We start from the raw sequence: 18,561 nt of genomic DNA, 5'->3' as shown, positions 1-18,561 counted from the left end.
TATTCTTCCATTTTTAATTACTTTCTGAATCTATGCAATATCCCCATCCACCACTATAAGCATCAGTTTGCACACTTTCAAGCTCTACTAGTACGGCGATAGCCTTAGCTGGAACAGATCCGCCATATTTTAAATAGTATCCACCACCATCACTTTTTTCACAGACCGTGCCGAGAACGATATTCCAACTGCCTGGTTTATGCCAATAACTACCTAGTCGGCTATATGTAACAATTTGAGTTGTAGCAGAGTTAGAGGAGCCGAAATCGTCGATATGACCGTTTGGACGATCGTTTAAGTATTGGCTTCTGTTCCAATAAGGCTTAAGTTTTGTCCAAGCATCATTATTTCCATTAAAAGGGGCCCTACCGCCATTATTAGTCTTAAATTGAATAACCGCCGCCAAAAGATTACGGGCATCATTTTTCCTTGCCGTGTCTCGTTGAGATCGCCCAAGAGCAGGGACAGCAAGAAACACCATTAAAAATATCAGCCCAGCCACTGCAAGAACGAGCACAACCTCGATAATTGTAAAACCTTTATTAAGTTTATGCTTTTTCATAGCCCAATTATATCATGCCCAAAGCCAACATTCAAGAAGTATTTTGCCCCCGATAAGCATAAACATTTTTGTAAAAATTACATCATTTAATGTTTAACAGATTAAAAATTGTGGAAAACTTAAAAAAAGCTTAAAATTACTAAAATATATTGACTTTTTAAGTGTTTCATGCTAAAATCTAAAAGATAATATCAAAAGAAAACAGACAAGGAAAATGCGAGGAATATGTCTGAATTACCAGAAAAACAAGTAAAACGGCTAAAAAGCTTGATTCAAGAAGCGGAAACGAATCTTGCTGCAGCCAAAGAGTTGCTAATTAGTATTAGCGGCGACGACAATACCGTAACAGCTCCAAGCACTTCAATAATCGAAAGCCCTCAGGGCAAAGTTATAGAAGGTGTTTTTGACGGTCAAACAATGATTGGTCCAGATGGAAAAAACTATCCCGTTCCAGCAAACTATGCTTCAAAATCAAAGCTTGTGGAGGGCGATATTTTGAAACTTACAATTAACGAAGATGGTGGTTTTATCTATAAACAAATTGGTCCTGTTCCGCGAAAACAAATTATCGGAACTCTCATCAATCATGATGGTTCATTCTTTGTAGAAGCAGGCGGAAACGAATACAAAGTCTTGCTTGCAAGCGTAACCTATTTCCGACTTCAAGCCGGCGACCAAGTTACTATTATCATTCCTGAGGATAATACAGACACGACTTGGGCTGCAGTCGAAGCTTCATTCTAAAAAATTTGAGAGATTTATATTAGTTAAAAATTGTGCGAATCTATTGCGAGGTCGCACAATTTTTAATTTATATAAAACTTGCTAATACTAAGCGCTTATGTTAAAATATTCAAGAATAATATTAACCTTAAGCACATTGACAATAATCATAATTATTTTAATATTACAACATAAAAAACCGCCTAAGCACGGGTGGGCATCGCTTAGACGGTTTTTTATCTCTTCGACGCACCCGCTAAGGCTCGAAAAAATCGAAGCTGAAAACCCACCAAAATTCACCATAGGGTTCGCCGGTCAAAGAGGTTATTATGTGCAATATCAAGATTCTTATTTTAAAAAAGGAGGGGTAAAGAATTATTCAGATATATATTGCACACTATAACGAATAGATAGAAGTTTCATTGACAAATTTTTAAAATATTTTATCAATACTTTATATATTATCATAAATTATGTTTTATGTCAACACTATTTTATAATTTTATGGAAATATTTCAAATAAACCTTTCAGACTATGATTATTTAAGAGATCTACCACACATACCAGACCCTCCAAAAAAGCTTTTTATGCGAGGTAAACTACCCACAAAAAGAGTAAAAACTGTAGCAATTGTCGGAACGCGCAAACCAAGCGCATACGGACGCGAAATTGCTACAAAAATTGCAAGCGAGTGTGCAAAAAATGGTATCGTAGTTGTTAGTGGTTTAGCTCTGGGCATTGACTCTATTGCCCATAGAGCTGCGATCAACTCTGGAGGAAAAACTATCGCTGTTCTTGCGAATAGTGTTGATAAAATCTATCCTCGTTCTCATGAAGACTTGGGTCAAAAAATCCTTCAAACAAATGGAGCGATATTAAGCGAATACCCAAACAATACACCAGCTAGACCATGGCAGTTTTTAGCACGAAATAGGATAGTATCCGGTCTTGCGGATGCTGTCGTTATTATTGAGGCCGCATCCAGAAGCGGGACGTTATCGACCGCCAACCATGCATTAGATCAAGGCAAAGAAATATTTGCCGTTCCAGGAAATATAACATCACCGCTTTCTGCGGGATGTAACCAGCTGATTAAAAATGGCGCTAACCCGCTAACTTCAGTAGAAGATTTACTTGATTTTCTAATCCCCAACCGCTTCGAAAAACAAACACAACTTTTCAAAGGCGACACCAGTGAGGAGAATGTAATTTTAGAATTTCTTTCGAAAAACGGTACAACTTCGAGTGACACAATTATTAAACAAACGAAGCTTTCTGCTAGTGAATTTAATCAAGCAATCACAATGCTTGAGCTCAAAGGGTTAGCATTAAATAATGGCGGCGAAAAATGGAGCTTAAAGTAGATTTATAAAATTAAATATGGTATAATCAAGGGAATGAAAAAATTAAAAATTAGTGATTTTTGGATTTATAAATTTCGTTACCAAATTGGAATCGGAATTTTATCTCTCGGCTATTTAGCTATAATTATTTACACTTTATTTATTACACCAAACGGCTTAACTGCAGGTGAAATTGAAAACACAAAAAGTGCAGTAAATTTAGATTTCTCAAATATTTTTTCAAAAAATATTATAGACTTACCGTATCGTCTCCTACAAAAAATCAGTATCGATATTTTTGGCTTAAGTAATTTTTCGATCAAATTGCCATCAATTATAATTTCGCTACTTTCACTTGTCTTCATAACTAAAATTTCAGGAATGTGGTTTTCGAAACGTGCATCAATCCTAGCTTCGATTATCGCAATTACATCCAGTCAATTTTTCTTTATTGCCCAGAATGGTACAAGCGAGATACTTTATATTTTTTACCCAATTTTACTCATATGGAGTGGAATGAAATTCCTAGAAACCCCAAAAAAGCGCCAAATTTTTATTCTGATTACAATTTTGGGTTTGAGTTTTTATACACCTCTAAGTTCTTATATTGTTTTAGCGTTTTTAATTACGGTTTTAACACATCCGCACCTACGTTTTACAATAAAAAGAACACCGAAATCGCAGAAGATTTTAGGTGTTTCACTCTTCTTAATAATTACAACACCGCTACTATTTTCAATCCTTAAAGATCTTTCGATATTAAAGATCATCTTTGGAATACCTAATAAGCTAGATTTTTTTGAAAACATTAAAAATCTTGGCCTATCCCTAATTGGATTTTCAAACCCAATTAGTAATGGAATGCTTTCTCCAGTAGTAAATCCAGCAACAGCAATCTTAATCCTAATCGGACTCTATTTTGCATTGACAGCTCGACACTCTGCAAGAAGCTATCTAATTAGTATATGGACAATAATCCTAGCCTTTGTCTGTTTAACAAATACCGCAACTATTACTATTTTATTTACTCCTATATTAATCTTAACGATTACTGGACTTCAGGGATTAATTGATACTTGGTACGCACTATTCCCAAAGAACCCTTATGCACGTTTCTTTGGTTTGATTCCAACTTCAATTTTTGTCTTTAATTTATTAATTACAAACCTCTCAGTTTTCGCTTTGAGTTACCAATACTCACCACAAATCCTTTCAGCTTTCAATCAGGACCTAGACATCCTTCTAACAAAAACTGATTCAAACCGAATTTTGGTAGTCTCGAAAAATGAAGAAGATTTTTATAAAGTTCTTGAGAGGCAGGGTAAAGCTAAAGTTAAAGATACAGCCGAAGATAACGAAATCGTAGTTTCGAAAGAAGCCTATAAAACTACAAACATTTCAGACAAATACCACGTAAAAAAGATTTTGGTTTCAAACCGTAAAGATAATTCTGATCGTTTTTATGTTTTAACGCGTAGTTGATTTTAAACCGTTTTTTTGATAGAATTAAAAGAGTATTAAGTTTTATTTTAAAGGAGATTTTATGGCAGGAATTAAAGACCAAATGAAAATGGTGCGCGAACTTCAAAAAGCACAAAAAGAACTTAAAAAAGAGATTATTGAAGTTGAAGCTGGAGAGGGCGCAGTGGTAATTCAATTTACAGGGGAATTAAAAGTTAAAAGTGTAAAATTAGACCCTGAATTAATCGATTTTGATGATATCGAAGAGCTTGAACATTGGATTCAAATTGCAATTCGTGATGGCCTCGAAGAAGCACAAAAAGCAGCAGCCGAAAAAATGCAGCCTTTGATGGGTGGGCTAGGAAACCTAGGACTTTAATTTTCTTCGAAAGGGAAAAATGTCGCAAGTTTTACCAAAAGCCCTAATTGAAACAATTGAAAATCTCGAAAAACTTCCTGGCGTTGGATCGCGCACTGCCGAACGGTACGCTTATTATTTGTTGAAAAACAACGCCCTAGTAAGCGAAAAAATTGCCGAGAGTCTTTTAGGGTTACATAAAAATGTAAAAACTTGCCCAAAAACTTTTGCTTTAATTTCAAAAGATGAAGAATTCTCTTCGTTATATACCGATGAAGCTCGTAATAAAAAACTTGTGGCCGTCGTTGAGGAGCCTCTTGATATTATTGCGCTCGAAAAAACCAAACATTTTAATGGAACATATCATGTTTTAGGCGGTGTGATTTCACCTATTAACGGAATCACGCCCGATCAGCTACATATTCACGAACTCGCGGAAAGAATTTCAAACGATAGCGTTGAGGAGATTATTATCGCTACAAATGCAAGCGTTGAAGGTGAAAGTACTGCGCTCTACATTCAAAATTATTTGCGTGAAAAAGGATTTGAAAATCTAATAATCTCACGTCTCGCTCGCGGCTTGCCTGTTGGTGTCGATTTGGAATATGCCGACCAAATAACTCTAAGTCATGCACTTGAAGGAAGAAAGGAGATTTAGTGAAATTCGAAAACATAAGAAAATTAATAAACAATTCACAAAAAATTTGCGTAATTCAAGCCGAAAATCCAGACGGTGATAGTTTAGGCTCAGCTTTAGCTTTAGAAGAAATTTTGAGCGATCTCGGAAAAAGTGTTAAACTTTTCTGTCCTGTAGATATTCCAAAATATTTACGATATTTTAGCGGTTGGGATAGAATAGAAAGTTCGATTTATGAAAAATTTGATCTTTTCATAATTGTTGACACTACAAGCAATACATTGCTTTCGAAAATAGTCGATGACCCTCTTTATAAAAATCTACTCGAAAAAACTCCGGTTTTAGTGATTGATCACCATACTGATGCAACACCCGATATAACATTCGAACATGAACTGGTTCTAGAGGAAGCAAGCTCAACTGGAGAGGTTATTTTTGAAATCGCAAACGCTCTTAATTGGAAAATAAACCAAACCGCTGCACAAGATATTTTAGGTGCAATTTTCAGCGACACCCTAGGACTTTCAACAAGTAACACTTCAGCTCGAACTTTTGAGGTTGCTGGAGAACTAACAAAACTCGGCGCAAGTTCTGCTAAACTAGAAGAATCACGTCGCGAATTATCTAAAAAAGCTCCTGAAATTCTAGAATACAAAGGACGATTAATTCAGCGAATTGAATACTTTTTTGATAGAAAATTAGCAGTAGTACATATCCCTTGGGAAGAAATTAAAGAGTATTCTGATAAATATAACCCTAGCGTTTTAGTTATCGATGAGATGCGAATGGTTGAGGGTGTAGAAGCTTGTGTAGCAATAAAAACCTACCCGGATGGAAAACTCACCGGAAAAGTTCGGACAAATTCACCAATCGCTGCGGATATTGCAGGTTATTTCGGTGGAGGTGGACATGCCTATGCGGCAGGTTTTCGAGTTTATGAGAAATATGACGAAATCTTACGTGAACTCATTACTTGCTGTGATAAAATTTTTAATTGATATAGCCAGGTTGTTAAGTTTCACATTTTAAAGGTTTTGCTAGTCCTCAGAGGTGATCTATACGAAATCGCCTCAGTTGGAGCAACAAAAATATCCCTGCAGAATCGTACCTACTGCAGGGATATAAAAAAGACTGCTTCGTTTTCACAAAACAGTCTCAATTATCAAATTGGTGACCTCACGGGGAATTGAACCCCGATTGCCAGGATGAGAACCTGATGTCCTAACCGTTAGACGATGAGGCCAATGTTTTAATTTTATCAAATTCAACCCAAAAAGTCAATTATAGTTTTTAAAACAAAGCCTATGTATTTTAGGGTTACTTTTCGTTTGCCTTATTTGAAATAATTTCGATCACTTCGGTTAATAGATTCAACTCTTTTAAAGAAATATCGCCAAAGGTTTCTTCACACCATTTAACTAGAATTTGCTGCCGAATGTTCAGTTTTTCTTTACCTAGTTTTGTAATTTCAATTTCACGAATTCGCTTATCTTTCTGTGAATTTTTCTTTAAAATAAAATTTTTCTCTTCCATTTTAGCTAAAACTCGCGAAATATAAGCCTTATCAACACCTATTTCTTTAGAGATTTCATCTTGCGGAGCAGAAGAATTGCAAATCTTGGTTAAAATTGCAGCCTCGATAGCTGAAATATCATTTTTCGAAAGCTCACGTGTTGCATATTTTTGTGCCGAGCGATAAATTGTATTAATTTTTTGCAACAAATCAAGAATCTTTTCTTCCATAAAATAATTATACCAAATATTGTTGACTTTTACAACAATATTTTATACAATAGAGTAATCGTTGATAAATACAACTATTTTATTAGGAGGAAGATGAAAAAATATTTTAGAAAAATAAAGCAAAATCGTATGCTTCTAGCCACTCTATTTATAGTAAGTTTTATTCCCGTTATCTATGCTGGAACTTTTTTGGCATCAATCTGGGACCCTTATTCAAAAATCGAAAACCTAAAGATATCAGTAGTAAATGAAGATGAACCTGTCCTTTTTAATGGTCAAAATATTGAACTTGGCAATAAAATTAGCAATAACCTTAAGCAATCAAGAACTTTAAACTGGCAGTTTACGGATTTAAAAACAGCCGAGAAAGATTTGACCGATGGCGACACTTTCATGATTGTACATATTCCAAAAGATTTTTCGAAAAATTCAGTTAGTTTTTTGGGAGAAAATCCGCAAAAAGTGAATATTTCATTTAAAACAAATGTTTCGAAAAGTAAATCTGGTGAAATGATTTCAACCAACGCCGCACAAAAACTGAGTGAACAGGTTCGAGCGCAAATTAGTGAAAACTACAGTAAGATTCTACTTTCTCAACTTTCGAATGTTCAAAACGGTTTTTCGAAAGCAGCGAGCGGTTCAGAACAAATTTCAAACGGGATTAGTAGTTTAGGCAATAGTTTAAATTCGGCAAATTCTGGAGTTATAAAACTAAAAAATGGCGCGGAAAAATTAAATTCAGCAAACCAGAAAATGGCCGAAGCGAGTAATAAACTTGCTTTTAGTGCAACCGAAATTTCAAATAAAACCAATCTTTTAAGCCAAAATAGCGAAAACTTACAAAAGGGATTACAAGATTTTTCGGCCAAAAGTGAAGAGTTTTCGAATGGTTTAACCACACTAAATTCTGCGATAAGCGATAATTCTGATGCAAAAAATCAAAGTGAACACTTATTGGAATTAAATCAAAAAGTGGCAAAAATGCACATTTTAGCTGAACAAACTAATAATCAGAATATTAAAAATCTTGCCGATGAGTTGGCGATTTCGGCAAAAAATATTACCGCTGACGCCCAAAAAAATGCTAAAAAATCGCAAAACTTGCAAACGCAATTTTCGCAAAAAATTGTTCCAGCCGCACAAAGCTTGGCGCAAAATTCACGCAAAATACAAAATTCACACAACTTACTTCTATCGGGCGAAAAACAGCTTTCAACTGGAGTTACAACTTTCTCAACAAAAATGAACGAATTTAACACCAGTGAACAAAAAATCCCTGAAAGTACAGCTCAACTTTTGGGCGGAATTAACACTTTAAATTCAGGAATAAACACAATAAATTCCGGCACCACAAAACTACAAGATGGCTCGAATCTATTAACTTCACAACTTTCATCTGGTGCAGAAAAACTTTCGAAAATTAATTTCTCGGATGAATCTGCTAAAAATATCGCAACGCCAGTTAAAAGTGAAGTTTCAAATAATTCTGGAGATGCAACATACGGAAAAGCGATGGCTCCATATTTCATCGCATTAGGTTTGTTTGTTGGGGCGATTTCGTTTAATATTGCGTTTCCGATCCAAAATAAGCCAAAAAAGAATTGTTCAGCACTTAAATGGTGGCTTTCAAGGGTAGGGATTATGGCTGGCTTTGCCGGAGCTGAAACTCTAGTTCTTACAATTATTTTTAGCGGAATATTTAACATTTCACCTGCGGATATAAATTCTTTTGTTTTGAGTTCTTATGTTTCGGCATTTTCATTCCTTTTGATTGTTCATGCATTAATGTTTGCTTTCGGCAGAGTTGGCCAGTTTGCTTCAATTGTTTTCATGATTTTACAGCTTGCAAGTAGCGGGGGAATGTTCCCGATTGCGACAACACCTCAAATTTTTCAAAACATGGCGCCATTTATGCCGCTTTACTATTCGCTAACCGCTTTCAGACAAGCAATATTAGGCGGATTATCTCAACCAATTTTTGAAAGTTCCATCTTTAGTTTGATTATTTTTGGTTTAATTTTTGGTGTTATAAGTTTATTGGCGTATTACGTCAAAATGAGTTCTAGCGAAAACAAAACTCTTTCTAGCAATAAAATTTAGTTTTGACTTTTTCTCAAAAAATTGTTATAATTAAAAGGTTAATAATCAATGTTGGGAGGCGCAAGCCGCTATTACCACAGAAAGGATAGAAATGGCAAAGAAAAAAGCCGACTTGATCGAAGAAGCTAAAGCTCTTGGGCTTGAAGTTTCTGAAAAAATGACAATTGCTCAAATTAATGAAGCAATCAAAGGTGCTAAAGCTGAAGAAATCGCAGAAGAAATTGTTGAAGCTGTAGAAGTAGCGGAAGCCGTAGAAGAATCAGTTGAAGCAGCTGAAATCGCAGAAGAAATTGTTGAAGCTGTAGAAACAGAAGAAAAATTCGCAAAAAGCGGAAAACGCAGCAAAAAACACGCTGAAGAAGTTGCTGAAAAAGAAGCCAAAGAAGCTCGAAAAGCAGCAGGCGACACAGCTCCATTAGATGGATCTGAAGCTGTTGTTAAAAAAGGTCCAAAACCAATTACTCGACCACGAATCGAACGACGAGGTAAAAAATACCAAGAAGTTGCGAAAAAAGTTGAAAAAGATACTGTTTACAGCCTATCTGACGCTCTTAAACTTGCAACCGAAACAAACCCAGCTAAATTCGACGCTTCAGTTGAAATTCACGTTCGACTTGGTGTAGATCCACGACAAGCTGACCAAAACATTCGTTCAACAGTTATCTTGCCAAATGGAACCGGTAAAGATGTGGAAGTTGCCGTTTTCGCACCAGAAAGCGAACATAAAGCCGCAAAAGAAGCTGGCGCAAATATCATTGGCGATGAAGAATTCTTGAAACAACTTGATAAAGAAGATCTTAACTTTGATGTTCTTATTGCAACTCCAGCATACATGCCAAAACTTGGTAAATACGCTCGCCTTCTTGGACCACGCGGATTAATGCCAAACCCTAAAGCTGGAACAGTTGCCGCTGATGTTGCTAAAGCTGTTTCTGAAGCTAAAGCCGGAAAAGTTGAATACCGTGTTGACAAACAAGCGATTGTTCACCTTTCAGTTGGTAAAGTATCATTCGGTGTAGAAAAACTTGAAGAAAACGCAAAAGCATTCTTCGATAGTCTTGCTTCACAAAAACCATCTTCAATCAAAGGTGCTTACGTAAAGGGTGTTTCAGTTGCAACCTCACAAGGTCCAAGCATTAAAACAGAAAACCCAATTGCTTAATTTTAGTAGCAAACACAAAGAATCTGCCAAACTGGCAGGTTCTTTTTATATAAAATGGAAAGAATCTTTGTGCTGTGATATAATATATCTATTATGCTAAAATTCTACAATACTCCTGATCGAAAAATAGAAGACTTCCAGCCAATTGACCCACAAAATGTTAAAATTTACACCTGTGGACCAACTGTTTATGATACACCCCATATCGGTAATTGGGTTGCATTTATTTATTGGGATATTTTGATTCGAACCTTACGCTTAAACGGCTACAATGTTACTCGCACAATGAATATTACTGATGTTGGTCATCTGGTTAGTGATGAGGACGAAGGTGAAGATAAGCTCGAAAAAGGGGCACGCCGCGAAGGGAAGACAGCTTGGGAAATTGCAGAATTTTACACAGAAGAATTCTTGCGTGGAATACATGATCTTAATTTAATCCAGCCGGATCATCTTTCGAAAGCGACAGATTTTATCCCTGAGCAAATTGCTATTATTGAAGATCTTTCGAAAAAGGGCTTCACATACGAAACGAGCGACGGAATTTATTTCGATACAAGCAAGTTTCCTAAATATGCTGATTTCGCACATCTTGATTTAGAGAATCTAAAAGCGGGCGCTCGCGTTAACTTTAACCCCGAAAAGCGTAATTTAAGCGATTTCGCACTCTGGAAATGGTCACCGAAAGATCAAAAGCGTGATATGGAATGGGAATTTCATGGTCGAAAGGGCTTTCCGGGTTGGCATTTAGAATGCTCAGCAATTGCAATTAATACTTTAGGTCAAACAATTGATATCCATACTGGTGGAATTGACCACATCCCAGTTCATCACACAGATGAAATTGCGCAAAGCGAAAGTTTTACGGGTAAGAAATTTGCTAACTACTGGCTCCACTGTAATCATATGACTAGTGAGGGCCGAAAAATTTCAAAATCGCTACAAAATGGGTTTAGCTTAAACGACCTTCAAATGAGAGGTTTTTCTCCGTTAGACTTCAAAATGTTTGTCCTGCAAAGCCAGTACCAAACGGAAAGTAATTTTAGTTTCGAAAGTCTAAAAGCTGCGCAAAATAGGCTTAAAAACTGGCAAAATATTGCAAACTTGCGCTGGCAAATCGAAGGAAGTAAAGGTGAAATTCCAAGCCTTGCAAGTAAACAAATAATCCTTGAGCAAATTAACGACAACCTCGATACGCCAAAAGCGCTTGCAAAAATTGATGAAATTTTTGGTGAAATTTTAAAAGCAAACCCAGAAAAACTTAATCATCACAACCTTCAAGAACTTTTGGAGTTTATTGATGATCTTTTAGGTTTAAATCTGCTTGGTTCAACTCCTGATATTCCAGAAGAAATAAAGAAAAAAATTATCGAAAGAAACGCTGCCCGAGCCGAAAAAGACTGGGCAAAAAGCGATGAAATTCGTGACGAATTGCTTTCGAAAAATATTATTCTGCGCGATACTCCAAAGAAAAGTTTCTGGGAATATAAATAGTCCAATAAAAAATCAGCCTTTCGAAATTCGAGGCTGATTTTAATTTCTAGCTGATTTTCTTGAGAAGCTCAACAAGTCTTTCAGAGTTTTCTTCTCGTGAACGACGTTTTCGAGATTTCAATTGCTCTTGAACAAGAATCTTAGCACAAGCCGCAAGAGGAATTGCAAGAAGAGCACCCAAAAGTCCAAATGCATAAACACCAACTGTTAATGCTATAAAGATAATTAAGGCTGAAAGCTGATTGTTTCGAGCTTGAACCATTGGCGAGATTACATTGTTTTCAATCTGCTGATAAATCAAGAAATAAGCTAGAAAGATTAAGCCAGCGGTAGGTGAATTCAACCCAATAATTAATGCCGAAAGCATTCCCGCAATTGTCGTTCCAACCATTGGAATCATGCCGAAAATAAATAGCAATACAGCAATTGGCGCTATTAGACTAATTGGAAAACCGAAAATCAATGCTAAAATTGCTGTCGCGAGTGAGCCACAAGTTGCACTAATAGAACAAATTGTCACAATACTCGAGACATATCCCGAAACTGTACCATACATTCGCGAGAGAATTCGACGATGGTTTTTCTCAAGAATTTTATCAGTGTAAAACACTTTAAATATCTTATCGATCAAGTCTGGCCCCTCAACAAGCATCAAGAAAGCCATTGCAAGAACCATAAATAATGAAATTATCCAGCCAACAATCGAAGCGATACTTCCAAAAAATACATCGCCAATTTTCGAAACCGAAGAGTTAATTGAGCGCGTCACAGAATCGACAGCTTGCGAGATCATCCCTTCAAGATGGTTTTCCGTAATAAATCGTCGTATCCCTGATTGCTCTCCTGTATAGTTTTGAACAATTTGCGGTAAATCTTTCGAAAAGTGCTTAACTTGGTCTGTGATGATTGGCGTAAGAACAGAAAATAGCGCACCAAAAATTAGCACAATTATAAGATACGCAACTGCAGTCGCACCGACACGATTCTTACTTGAGCCCGGCAAAATTTTTGCAATTTTTGCGACAGGTGAATTTAAGGCTAATGCCAAAAAAGCTGCGATAATTATCATGATTAGGACATCTTTTGCAATCCATATTGCACCGGCCAGGATGATAAATCCAAAAATCACAAGCCAAAAACGAATTAGTGTTTTTGTATCAATTTCAATTTTAACTTTCATAACTATAGTATAGCATATTTTTTATGTTTTCGAAAGTCGCGTTTTGTGATATAATATAGATCATGAAAAGTGAATTTTGGAAAAAAATTATCGAATCAACCGGCGAAGAAAATGGTCAAAAATTACCGTTTTTTTCATTAGCGCCAATGGAAGCCGTAACCGATGTGGTTTTTCGTCATGTCGTTTCGAAAGCTGCTCGACCGGATGTTTATTATACCGAATTCACAAATTCTTCAAGCTTTGCTAGCCCAAAAGGAATTCATAGCACACGCGGCCGCTTAACTTTTACGCCTGATGAGCAGCCAATTATTGCGCAAATTTGGGGTTCGCGACCAGCCGACATTAAATTTATGTGCGAAAAACTACCAGAGCTTGGATATCAAGCGATTGATATTAATATGGGCTGCCCAGATAAGGCCGTTATTAAAAGTGGTGGTGGCAGCGATTTGATTCGAAATCCAGATCTTGCCAAAGAAATTATCAAAAGCGCAAAAGCAGGCGGTTTGCCAGTTTCAGTTAAAACACGCCTCGGTTTCTCGAGAGTGGAAGAGTGGCACGACTGGCTAAAATTCTTACTTGAACAAAAAATCGAAGTTTTAACTATTCACTTACGAACAAAAAAAGAAATGAGTAAAGTTCCAGCGCATTTTGAACTAATTCCTGAAATTCTCAAATTGCGCGACGAAATTGCGCCAAACACTTTAATTCAAATTAACGGCGATATAAAATCTCGCGCGCAAGGGCTTGAACTTTGGCGAAAATATCCAAAAATTGATGGAATTATGATTGGTCGGGGCGTTTTCGAAAACCCATTTTGTTTCGAAAAAAATCTGCCAGAAACTGCTCGAACCTCAAGTGATTATTTAGATTTGCTCGAGCTTCAACTTGATTTGTTTGAAAAATATTCTCGCGAACTTGAAAAACGCCGTTTTGAGCCGTTAAAACGTTTCTTTAAAATTTATGTTCGTGAATTTGCTGGCGCTAGTGATTTGCGTGCTAAATTGATGGAAACTAAAACAGTTGATGAAGTTCGCGAAATTTTGAAGGACTTTCGAAATGCCACGCAAAAATAATAAGAAAAAAATTAAGTTTGAACGTTTCGAAATGCAACTTTCGAGTTCGAAAAAGAAACGGTATCCCTCAAAACTTGAAGCTGAACGAGCTGCAGAATATTTAATGGCTCTGGATTTTTCGCTCGAATTAAAAGTCTATCAAGATTTGGACGGCGGCTGGTATTTAACAAAACAAATTTAATTTTTAAATTTAATGATTTTTTAAGCTTTTTATGCTAAACTATTATTATGGATAAAAAAGTTATTGTTTACTCAACAAGCTGGTGTGGCTTTTGTTCTGCCGAAAAAGATTGGCTTGAACATAATGGTATTAATTTTGAGGCTAAAGATATCGAAGAAGATTCTGCGGCACGCGAAGAATTGCTCGCAAAAATGAATGGAGAATTCCGAGGTGTTCCTGTAACAGATATAGACGGCGAAATTGTGCTAGGATTCGATCGCGCGAAGCTTTCAAAACTACTAGACATTAAACGATTTTAAAAAAGGCGTATCTATCGCCTTTTTTGTTTTGCTGTTTTTTGGATTTTTTTAGCGATTATTGCAAGAATCTTAATCATAGCAACAAACACCAAGCCAACCAAAATATCAAATATAAAAATCAATATGACAAGTACTGGCATTCGCAAGAAAGAACCTTTAAAACCACCAAATTTAGTATTAATAATATTATAAAATCTTATATCAGCAATCCAGGAAAGCAAATAGATTGAAAGCGTGTTTTTCGAAATAAATTGAATAACTATATTAAAGACTTTATTTTTAATAGTAATTTTTGAATTTAAAATAGTTAAAAACAAAAATGTTGAAACAAGAACAATACCTAAAAATCCCCATTCTGGGCAAAAGGTTTTAGAGGAAATAATTCGAACTAATAAAGTATTAAAAATAATTGCAAAAAATAAACCGATTTTATATTTATTTTTAATTTTATGGTTTTTAGTTTCGCCGTACTTTCGGATAAACATACCAATAAAATAGTATAAAAATGGCCAAATAACTACCCAGTGATTTGGTGCAGCTTTTCGCAAATAATCAGGAACTTGCATTCCTAAAAAACTATCAAATACCGCTAATGTCATTGGGGCAGTAACTAAAAATAAGCATCCGCCTATTGCTATTAGCTGATTTTTCTTGGTTTTTAAGCTCTCAAAAGCCGCATTTAACATTGGTGACATTAAATATAAACCAATATACATATTCACATACCAGCTATAGTGGTTAAAAGTGAAGAGATTTTCGAAAAACACACGAATAAGCCCAAAACCATGAGCCTGTTTATCTGTGATCGTTAAAACCATAACTGCCGCAGCGTAATATCCAACCACTCGCAATAAATTTGTAAAAAATTTTTTGCTATATTTAGCATTTTTCATTAAATATCCAGTTGCAATCAAGAATAACGGAACACAAGCCATCGCAACACTCCAAATAAAGGTTGCAAAAAACATCAATAGTGACCCAGATGGTAAACCATAATAGCCCGTTCTATTAAAAAAATGAACAAGCACAACTAAAAATACAGCCAAAACTTTAATTAGGTCGATATTAAGATTTCGCTTTTGATTTTTTTCGCTCATATTATCAAACATTATATCACTATCTAACTTAAAATGATAGCGTTAATTTTCGCCAATCTTAACCACAGTAAAATCTTTTTGTGTCGATTTCATTGCTTCTCGAAAATAGTTATCATGACTCACAAAAACAATTGCGCCAGAATATTTTTTAAGCGCGCGTTCTAGTTCTTCAATACTCGGTAAATCAAGGTGTGAAGTTGGTTCGTCTAAAACTAGAATTTGTGGATCATTCGAAAGCATTTTAATCAACTGAAAACGCGCTTTTTGGCCACCTGAAAGTTCACGAATTGGCGTATTGAAATCTTGAGAAGAGAAGAGATATTGATGTAGAATTCGATAAATTTTTTCTTCAGTTATTGAAAGATTCTGGTCGAGAAAAACTTTTTCAACCGCGTCTTTTAACTTCATATCAAAAAAATCTGCGCTAATTTCTTGCTGATAAATTCCAACATTAACCGTGTCGTCGAGAATGATTTTACCATCGTAAATTTCAGCCTTTTCATTTTGTGAACCAAAAATCGTTCTAATCAAACTAGTTTTTCCGGCACCATTTCGACCAAAAATCTCTAGAATTCCGCCAACTTTTAAATCAAAATTAACATTTTCAAAAAGAATTTTTGCACCATTTTTTCCTTCAAGCGCGTCGTCGAGCGAACCATAACCAAGTGCTAAATTCTCAGCCTTAACTAAACTTCGCACCGAGCGAGTTTCTTGGTTATTGATTCCAATCTTAACATTTTTAGCTTTAAGTTTTTGATACGATTTCGCAACTTTAAAATCAAGATTTTCAACATTTTGCTGATCAATCCAAAAACTCGGTTTTTTAATCTCTTCAAGTTGTTCAAGTTCTTCGCGCGCTTTTTCTTCAAGCCTTTTAAAACGCCGAATCGTATCCGGATCGCGCGCTTTTTCTTTCATGCGCTGATATTCTTTTGCTTTATCTTTTAAGTTCGAAATACGCCGTTGAACACTTTCGAAATCACGAATTTGGTTTGTCGTTGAAAACATATTGGCGCGTAAATAATCATCATAATTTCCTTTAAAAATATAGCTTTTGCCGTCGCGAATTTCAATAATTCTATCAACTTCAGAAAGCACATCGCGGTCGTGAGTAATTACCAAAACCGCTTCTTTTGAGTTTTTCATCCAGTTTAAAAATCGGTTTTTTGCATGCGAATCCATAAAGTTTGTCGGCTCATCAACCAAAGCCAAATCAGCATTCGAATGAATTATTTTAATCGTATCAACCAAACGTTTTTGTCCGCCTGATAGCGTTTTCATTTTGCGATTTTCAAAACCCTCCAAACCAAAATCACGAAGTTCAGCCTTGATTTTATCTTCAATAAAGTGAAAATTCTTTTCTTGAAAGCGGTTTAAAGCATCGGAGTATTTTTCAATTAAGGCCATGTTTTCGCCCATTTTTTCAGGAAGCTCGCGCAAAAGTTTCGAAAGGTGAGCATATTCTGGCAAGTCATTCAAGATGAAGTTTAAAACCGTTTGTTCGCCAACATTTGAATATTCCTGCTGAGTGCTAGCAACAACCGAACCTTTTCGAAAAATAATTTCACCCAAAAAATCTTGGTCAAAACCAAGTAAAATCGCAAAAAGCGTAGATTTACCAATCCCGTTTCGTCCAATTAAACCAACTTTTTCGCCTTCATTAATACTAAAATTTACATCTTGAAGAAGCTGTTTATCGCCAAAAGATTTTTCGTTAATTTTAACGCTAAGAATCATAATTATTTCTTTATTTTTTGCTTGAGTTTTTCGAACCAGTTTTGTGGTTCTTGCTTTTTCTTCTCGATTACAAAATTATAAATTTCTTCAAATTTCGAAATTGTAAAATTCAAATCATGCTTTTTAATAATTTCAAGGCCATTTTTCGAAAACTCTTTAGCAAGTTTTTTGTCATCAAGAATTTTTGAAATACTTTCAGCAATTTGATAAACGTTGTCGGTTTCACACAAAAATCCGTTCACGCCATCTTGACAGATTTCTTTAACCGCACCAACATCGACGCCAATCACAGGCTTGCCACAAGCAGCTGCCTCAAGAAAGACGATTCCTTGAGTTTCGGTTGGACTAGCAGAAACAAACACAGTTGCTGCACGATGAAAATTCACCAAATCTTCACCAAGTTGCGTCCCCATAAAATGAACGTTTTTCGAAATACCAAGCTTGTAAACCAAATTTTCGAGATTTTGACGGTCGGTTCCGTCGCCAACAATCACGAGCTGAGCTTTTTTATTATTTTTTAGAGCTTCATTAAATGCTAAAACTAGAGTTGAAATATGCTTTTCAGCATCAACTCGACCGATATTCATAACAATTGGCAAATTGTGTGGCAAGTTAAACCGTTTAAAAAATTCTTTTGGTGGTTTTGTGGGGGTAAATCGACTCAAGTCAATCCCGTTCGAAACGGCTTCGATTGGCATTTTGGCTTTTTCGGGATTTTTAAAATGGCGCTCAATTGCTTGGCGAGTTGGCATTGTGGCGTAATCTGCCTGAAGCGCAAACCGTTTAGTGTAAAGCAAAACCGTGCGATTGATAATTGGTGAAAGTGGAGCAAGCATTTTTAAATTATCGAAAAGGTTTTCGGGGCTAGAATGGTTAGTGATCACCACTGGAATATTATGCCTTCGCGCGTAATCAATCATTGCTTGACCAACAAAAAGTTGCAACTGAATATGCGCTACATCTGGAGTAAAGTTATTTTCTTTGCAGAATTTACGGATTTCAAGAATCGGCAAAAGTGAAAGTCGATAACCATTGTGAAGATAAATTCGCGGAACAGTAATTCGACCGCCAGCAATTTTACGCGGCTCCGGTAAAGTTTCAGTTTGATTTGGATAAAAAGGGAAGTTTGTCGAGCTCAAACGAACCACGCGGTAGCCGTCGATTTCTTCGATATAATATTCACCAGTTTGACTTGGCGCAAAAACCACAACTTCGTGCCCGCGCGCCGTCATTTGTTCAGCCAAGTTTTTCGAAAAAACTGAAATTCCGTTAATCATTGGCCAAAATAAGTCAGAAGCAATTGCAATTTTCATAAGCTTGATTATACCAGATTTCACCAGAGAAATCAATTTTCGAAAACCTTAAATCTACTCGCGACCGAGCTTATCAAGTATTAGAATAAATAAATTA

18 protein-coding genes and 1 tRNA gene are annotated in these 18,561 nt (G+C 35.9%); 12 read left to right on the top strand and 7 right to left on the bottom strand.

Annotated features, from left to right (window positions below):
• Positions 1 to 13 precede the first annotated feature (13 nt).
• A complete protein-coding gene (locus HXK94_001455; protein ID QTI96553.1) occupies positions 14 to 562 on the bottom strand; it encodes a type II secretion system GspH family protein in 549 nt (182 codons plus the stop codon).
• Positions 563 to 787: 225 nt separating this feature from the next.
• On the opposite strand from HXK94_001455, the gene HXK94_001450 reads away from it, so the two are divergent.
• From HXK94_001450 to HXK94_001425, 6 genes are all read left to right on the top strand, one after another.
• Entirely contained in the window at positions 788 to 1,306 is a 519-nt protein-coding gene (locus HXK94_001450) for a hypothetical protein (protein ID QTI96552.1), read from the top strand.
• A 483-nt stretch (positions 1,307 to 1,789) separates the two neighbouring features.
• Complete coding sequence (gene dprA / locus HXK94_001445) at positions 1,790 to 2,650, top strand: DNA-processing protein DprA (GenBank protein ID QTI96551.1); 861 nt, start codon at positions 1,790 to 1,792, stop codon at positions 2,648 to 2,650.
• Between the two features lie 33 nt (positions 2,651 to 2,683).
• Entirely contained in the window at positions 2,684 to 4,111 is a 1,428-nt protein-coding gene (locus HXK94_001440; GenBank protein QTI96550.1) for a glycosyltransferase family 39 protein, read from the top strand.
• Between the two features lie 61 nt (positions 4,112 to 4,172).
• Complete coding sequence (locus HXK94_001435) at positions 4,173 to 4,469, top strand: YbaB/EbfC family nucleoid-associated protein (protein ID QTI96549.1); 297 nt, start codon at positions 4,173 to 4,175, stop codon at positions 4,467 to 4,469.
• Between the two features lie 19 nt (positions 4,470 to 4,488).
• The gene (recR, locus tag HXK94_001430; GenBank protein ID QTI96548.1) at positions 4,489 to 5,106 is read left to right on the top strand and encodes a recombination mediator RecR; all 618 of its coding nucleotides are present in this window, start codon (positions 4,489 to 4,491) and stop codon (positions 5,104 to 5,106) included.
• Positions 5,106 to 6,083 (top strand): DHH family phosphoesterase, encoded by a 978-nt coding sequence (locus tag HXK94_001425; protein QTI96547.1) that lies wholly within the window; start codon positions 5,106 to 5,108, stop codon positions 6,081 to 6,083. The genes recR and HXK94_001425 overlap by 1 nt, the downstream gene beginning before the upstream one ends.
• A gap of 170 nt (positions 6,084 to 6,253) precedes the next feature.
• Here HXK94_001425 and HXK94_001420 read toward each other — a convergent pair.
• Both HXK94_001420 and HXK94_001415 read right to left on the bottom strand, forming a co-directional pair.
• Positions 6,254 to 6,328 (bottom strand) — tRNA-Glu (locus HXK94_001420).
• Positions 6,329 to 6,402: 74 nt separating this feature from the next.
• Positions 6,403 to 6,828 carry a MarR family transcriptional regulator gene (locus HXK94_001415; GenBank protein QTI96546.1) on the bottom strand — a complete coding sequence of 142 codons (426 nt, stop codon included), beginning with the start codon at positions 6,826 to 6,828 and terminating at the stop codon, positions 6,403 to 6,405.
• A 93-nt stretch (positions 6,829 to 6,921) separates the two neighbouring features.
• Between HXK94_001415 and HXK94_001410 the strand changes: the two genes are divergently transcribed.
• From HXK94_001410 to cysS, 3 genes are all read left to right on the top strand, one after another.
• A complete protein-coding gene (locus tag HXK94_001410) occupies positions 6,922 to 8,928 on the top strand; it encodes a YhgE/Pip domain-containing protein (protein QTI96545.1) in 2,007 nt (668 codons plus the stop codon).
• A gap of 472 nt (positions 8,929 to 9,400) precedes the next feature.
• On the top strand, positions 9,401 to 10,090 hold the full coding sequence (gene rplA / locus HXK94_001405) for a 50S ribosomal protein L1 (protein QTI96610.1): 690 nt from the start codon (positions 9,401 to 9,403) through the stop codon (positions 10,088 to 10,090).
• A 93-nt stretch (positions 10,091 to 10,183) separates the two neighbouring features.
• Positions 10,184 to 11,584: a cysteine--tRNA ligase gene (cysS, locus tag HXK94_001400; protein ID QTI96544.1), complete on the top strand. Its 1,401-nt coding sequence runs from the start codon at positions 10,184 to 10,186 to the stop codon at positions 11,582 to 11,584.
• 46 nt (positions 11,585 to 11,630) lie between these two features.
• On the opposite strand, the gene HXK94_001395 is transcribed toward cysS, so the two are convergent.
• The gene (locus HXK94_001395; GenBank protein ID QTI96543.1) at positions 11,631 to 12,764 is read right to left on the bottom strand and encodes an AI-2E family transporter; all 1,134 of its coding nucleotides are present in this window, start codon (positions 12,762 to 12,764) and stop codon (positions 11,631 to 11,633) included.
• Positions 12,765 to 12,826: 62 nt separating this feature from the next.
• Between HXK94_001395 and HXK94_001390 the strand changes: the two genes are divergently transcribed.
• Genes HXK94_001390 through HXK94_001380 form a run of 3 tightly spaced genes read left to right on the top strand, consistent with a single transcriptional unit; the run spans position 12,827 to position 14,317 of the window.
• Complete coding sequence (locus HXK94_001390) at positions 12,827 to 13,837, top strand: tRNA-dihydrouridine synthase family protein (protein ID QTI96542.1); 1,011 nt, start codon at positions 12,827 to 12,829, stop codon at positions 13,835 to 13,837.
• A complete protein-coding gene (locus tag HXK94_001385; GenBank protein QTI96541.1) occupies positions 13,821 to 14,018 on the top strand; it encodes a hypothetical protein in 198 nt (65 codons plus the stop codon). The genes HXK94_001390 and HXK94_001385 overlap by 17 nt, the downstream gene beginning before the upstream one ends.
• A gap of 47 nt (positions 14,019 to 14,065) precedes the next feature.
• Positions 14,066 to 14,317: an NrdH-redoxin gene (locus tag HXK94_001380; GenBank protein ID QTI96540.1), complete on the top strand. Its 252-nt coding sequence runs from the start codon at positions 14,066 to 14,068 to the stop codon at positions 14,315 to 14,317.
• An 11-nt stretch (positions 14,318 to 14,328) separates the two neighbouring features.
• On the opposite strand, the gene HXK94_001375 is transcribed toward HXK94_001380, so the two are convergent.
• The 3 genes from HXK94_001375 to HXK94_001365 are packed head-to-tail and all read right to left on the bottom strand — an operon-like array spanning position 14,329 to position 18,464.
• Positions 14,329 to 15,414: an acyltransferase family protein gene (locus HXK94_001375; GenBank protein QTI96539.1), complete on the bottom strand. Its 1,086-nt coding sequence runs from the start codon at positions 15,412 to 15,414 to the stop codon at positions 14,329 to 14,331.
• A 42-nt stretch (positions 15,415 to 15,456) separates the two neighbouring features.
• Entirely contained in the window at positions 15,457 to 17,151 is a 1,695-nt protein-coding gene (locus HXK94_001370; protein ID QTI96538.1) for an ATP-binding cassette domain-containing protein, read from the bottom strand.
• Positions 17,152 to 17,153: 2 nt separating this feature from the next.
• Positions 17,154 to 18,464 (bottom strand): glycosyltransferase, encoded by a 1,311-nt coding sequence (locus HXK94_001365; GenBank protein ID QTI96537.1) that lies wholly within the window; start codon positions 18,462 to 18,464, stop codon positions 17,154 to 17,156.
• Positions 18,465 to 18,561 lie beyond the last annotated feature (97 nt).

It is taken from the genome of Candidatus Nanogingivalaceae bacterium (genome assembly GCA_015257795.3).
Lineage (GTDB): Bacteria > Patescibacteriota > Saccharimonadia > Saccharimonadales > Saccharimonadaceae > Nanogingivalis.
This window is presented reverse-complemented; position numbering and strand designations above follow the sequence as displayed.

Excerpts from the sequence above, each read along its gene's own strand:
- HXK94_001390 (QTI96542.1), top strand. The coding sequence starts at position 12,827 with ATGAAAAGTGAATTTTGGAAAAAAATTATCGAATCAACCGGCGAAGAA.
- dprA (QTI96551.1), top strand. The coding sequence starts at position 1,790 with ATGGAAATATTTCAAATAAACCTTTCAGACTATGATTATTTAAGAGAT.
- HXK94_001395 (QTI96543.1), bottom strand. The coding sequence starts at position 12,764 with ATGAAAGTTAAAATTGAAATTGATACAAAAACACTAATTCGTTTTTGG.
- HXK94_001385 (QTI96541.1), top strand. The coding sequence starts at position 13,821 with ATGCCACGCAAAAATAATAAGAAAAAAATTAAGTTTGAACGTTTCGAA.
- HXK94_001440 (QTI96550.1), top strand. The coding sequence starts at position 2,684 with ATGAAAAAATTAAAAATTAGTGATTTTTGGATTTATAAATTTCGTTAC.
- HXK94_001365 (QTI96537.1), bottom strand. The coding sequence starts at position 18,464 with ATGAAAATTGCAATTGCTTCTGACTTATTTTGGCCAATGATTAACGGA.
- cysS (QTI96544.1), top strand. The coding sequence starts at position 10,184 with ATGCTAAAATTCTACAATACTCCTGATCGAAAAATAGAAGACTTCCAG.
- HXK94_001370 (QTI96538.1), bottom strand. The coding sequence starts at position 17,151 with ATGATTCTTAGCGTTAAAATTAACGAAAAATCTTTTGGCGATAAACAG.
- HXK94_001455 (QTI96553.1), bottom strand. The coding sequence starts at position 562 with ATGAAAAAGCATAAACTTAATAAAGGTTTTACAATTATCGAGGTTGTG.
- HXK94_001410 (QTI96545.1), top strand. The coding sequence starts at position 6,922 with ATGAAAAAATATTTTAGAAAAATAAAGCAAAATCGTATGCTTCTAGCC.
- HXK94_001435 (QTI96549.1), top strand. The coding sequence starts at position 4,173 with ATGGCAGGAATTAAAGACCAAATGAAAATGGTGCGCGAACTTCAAAAA.
- HXK94_001375 (QTI96539.1), bottom strand. The coding sequence starts at position 15,414 with ATGAGCGAAAAAAATCAAAAGCGAAATCTTAATATCGACCTAATTAAA.
- HXK94_001415 (QTI96546.1), bottom strand. The coding sequence starts at position 6,828 with ATGGAAGAAAAGATTCTTGATTTGTTGCAAAAAATTAATACAATTTAT.
- recR (QTI96548.1), top strand. The coding sequence starts at position 4,489 with ATGTCGCAAGTTTTACCAAAAGCCCTAATTGAAACAATTGAAAATCTC.
- HXK94_001380 (QTI96540.1), top strand. The coding sequence starts at position 14,066 with ATGGATAAAAAAGTTATTGTTTACTCAACAAGCTGGTGTGGCTTTTGT.
- HXK94_001450 (QTI96552.1), top strand. The coding sequence starts at position 788 with ATGTCTGAATTACCAGAAAAACAAGTAAAACGGCTAAAAAGCTTGATT.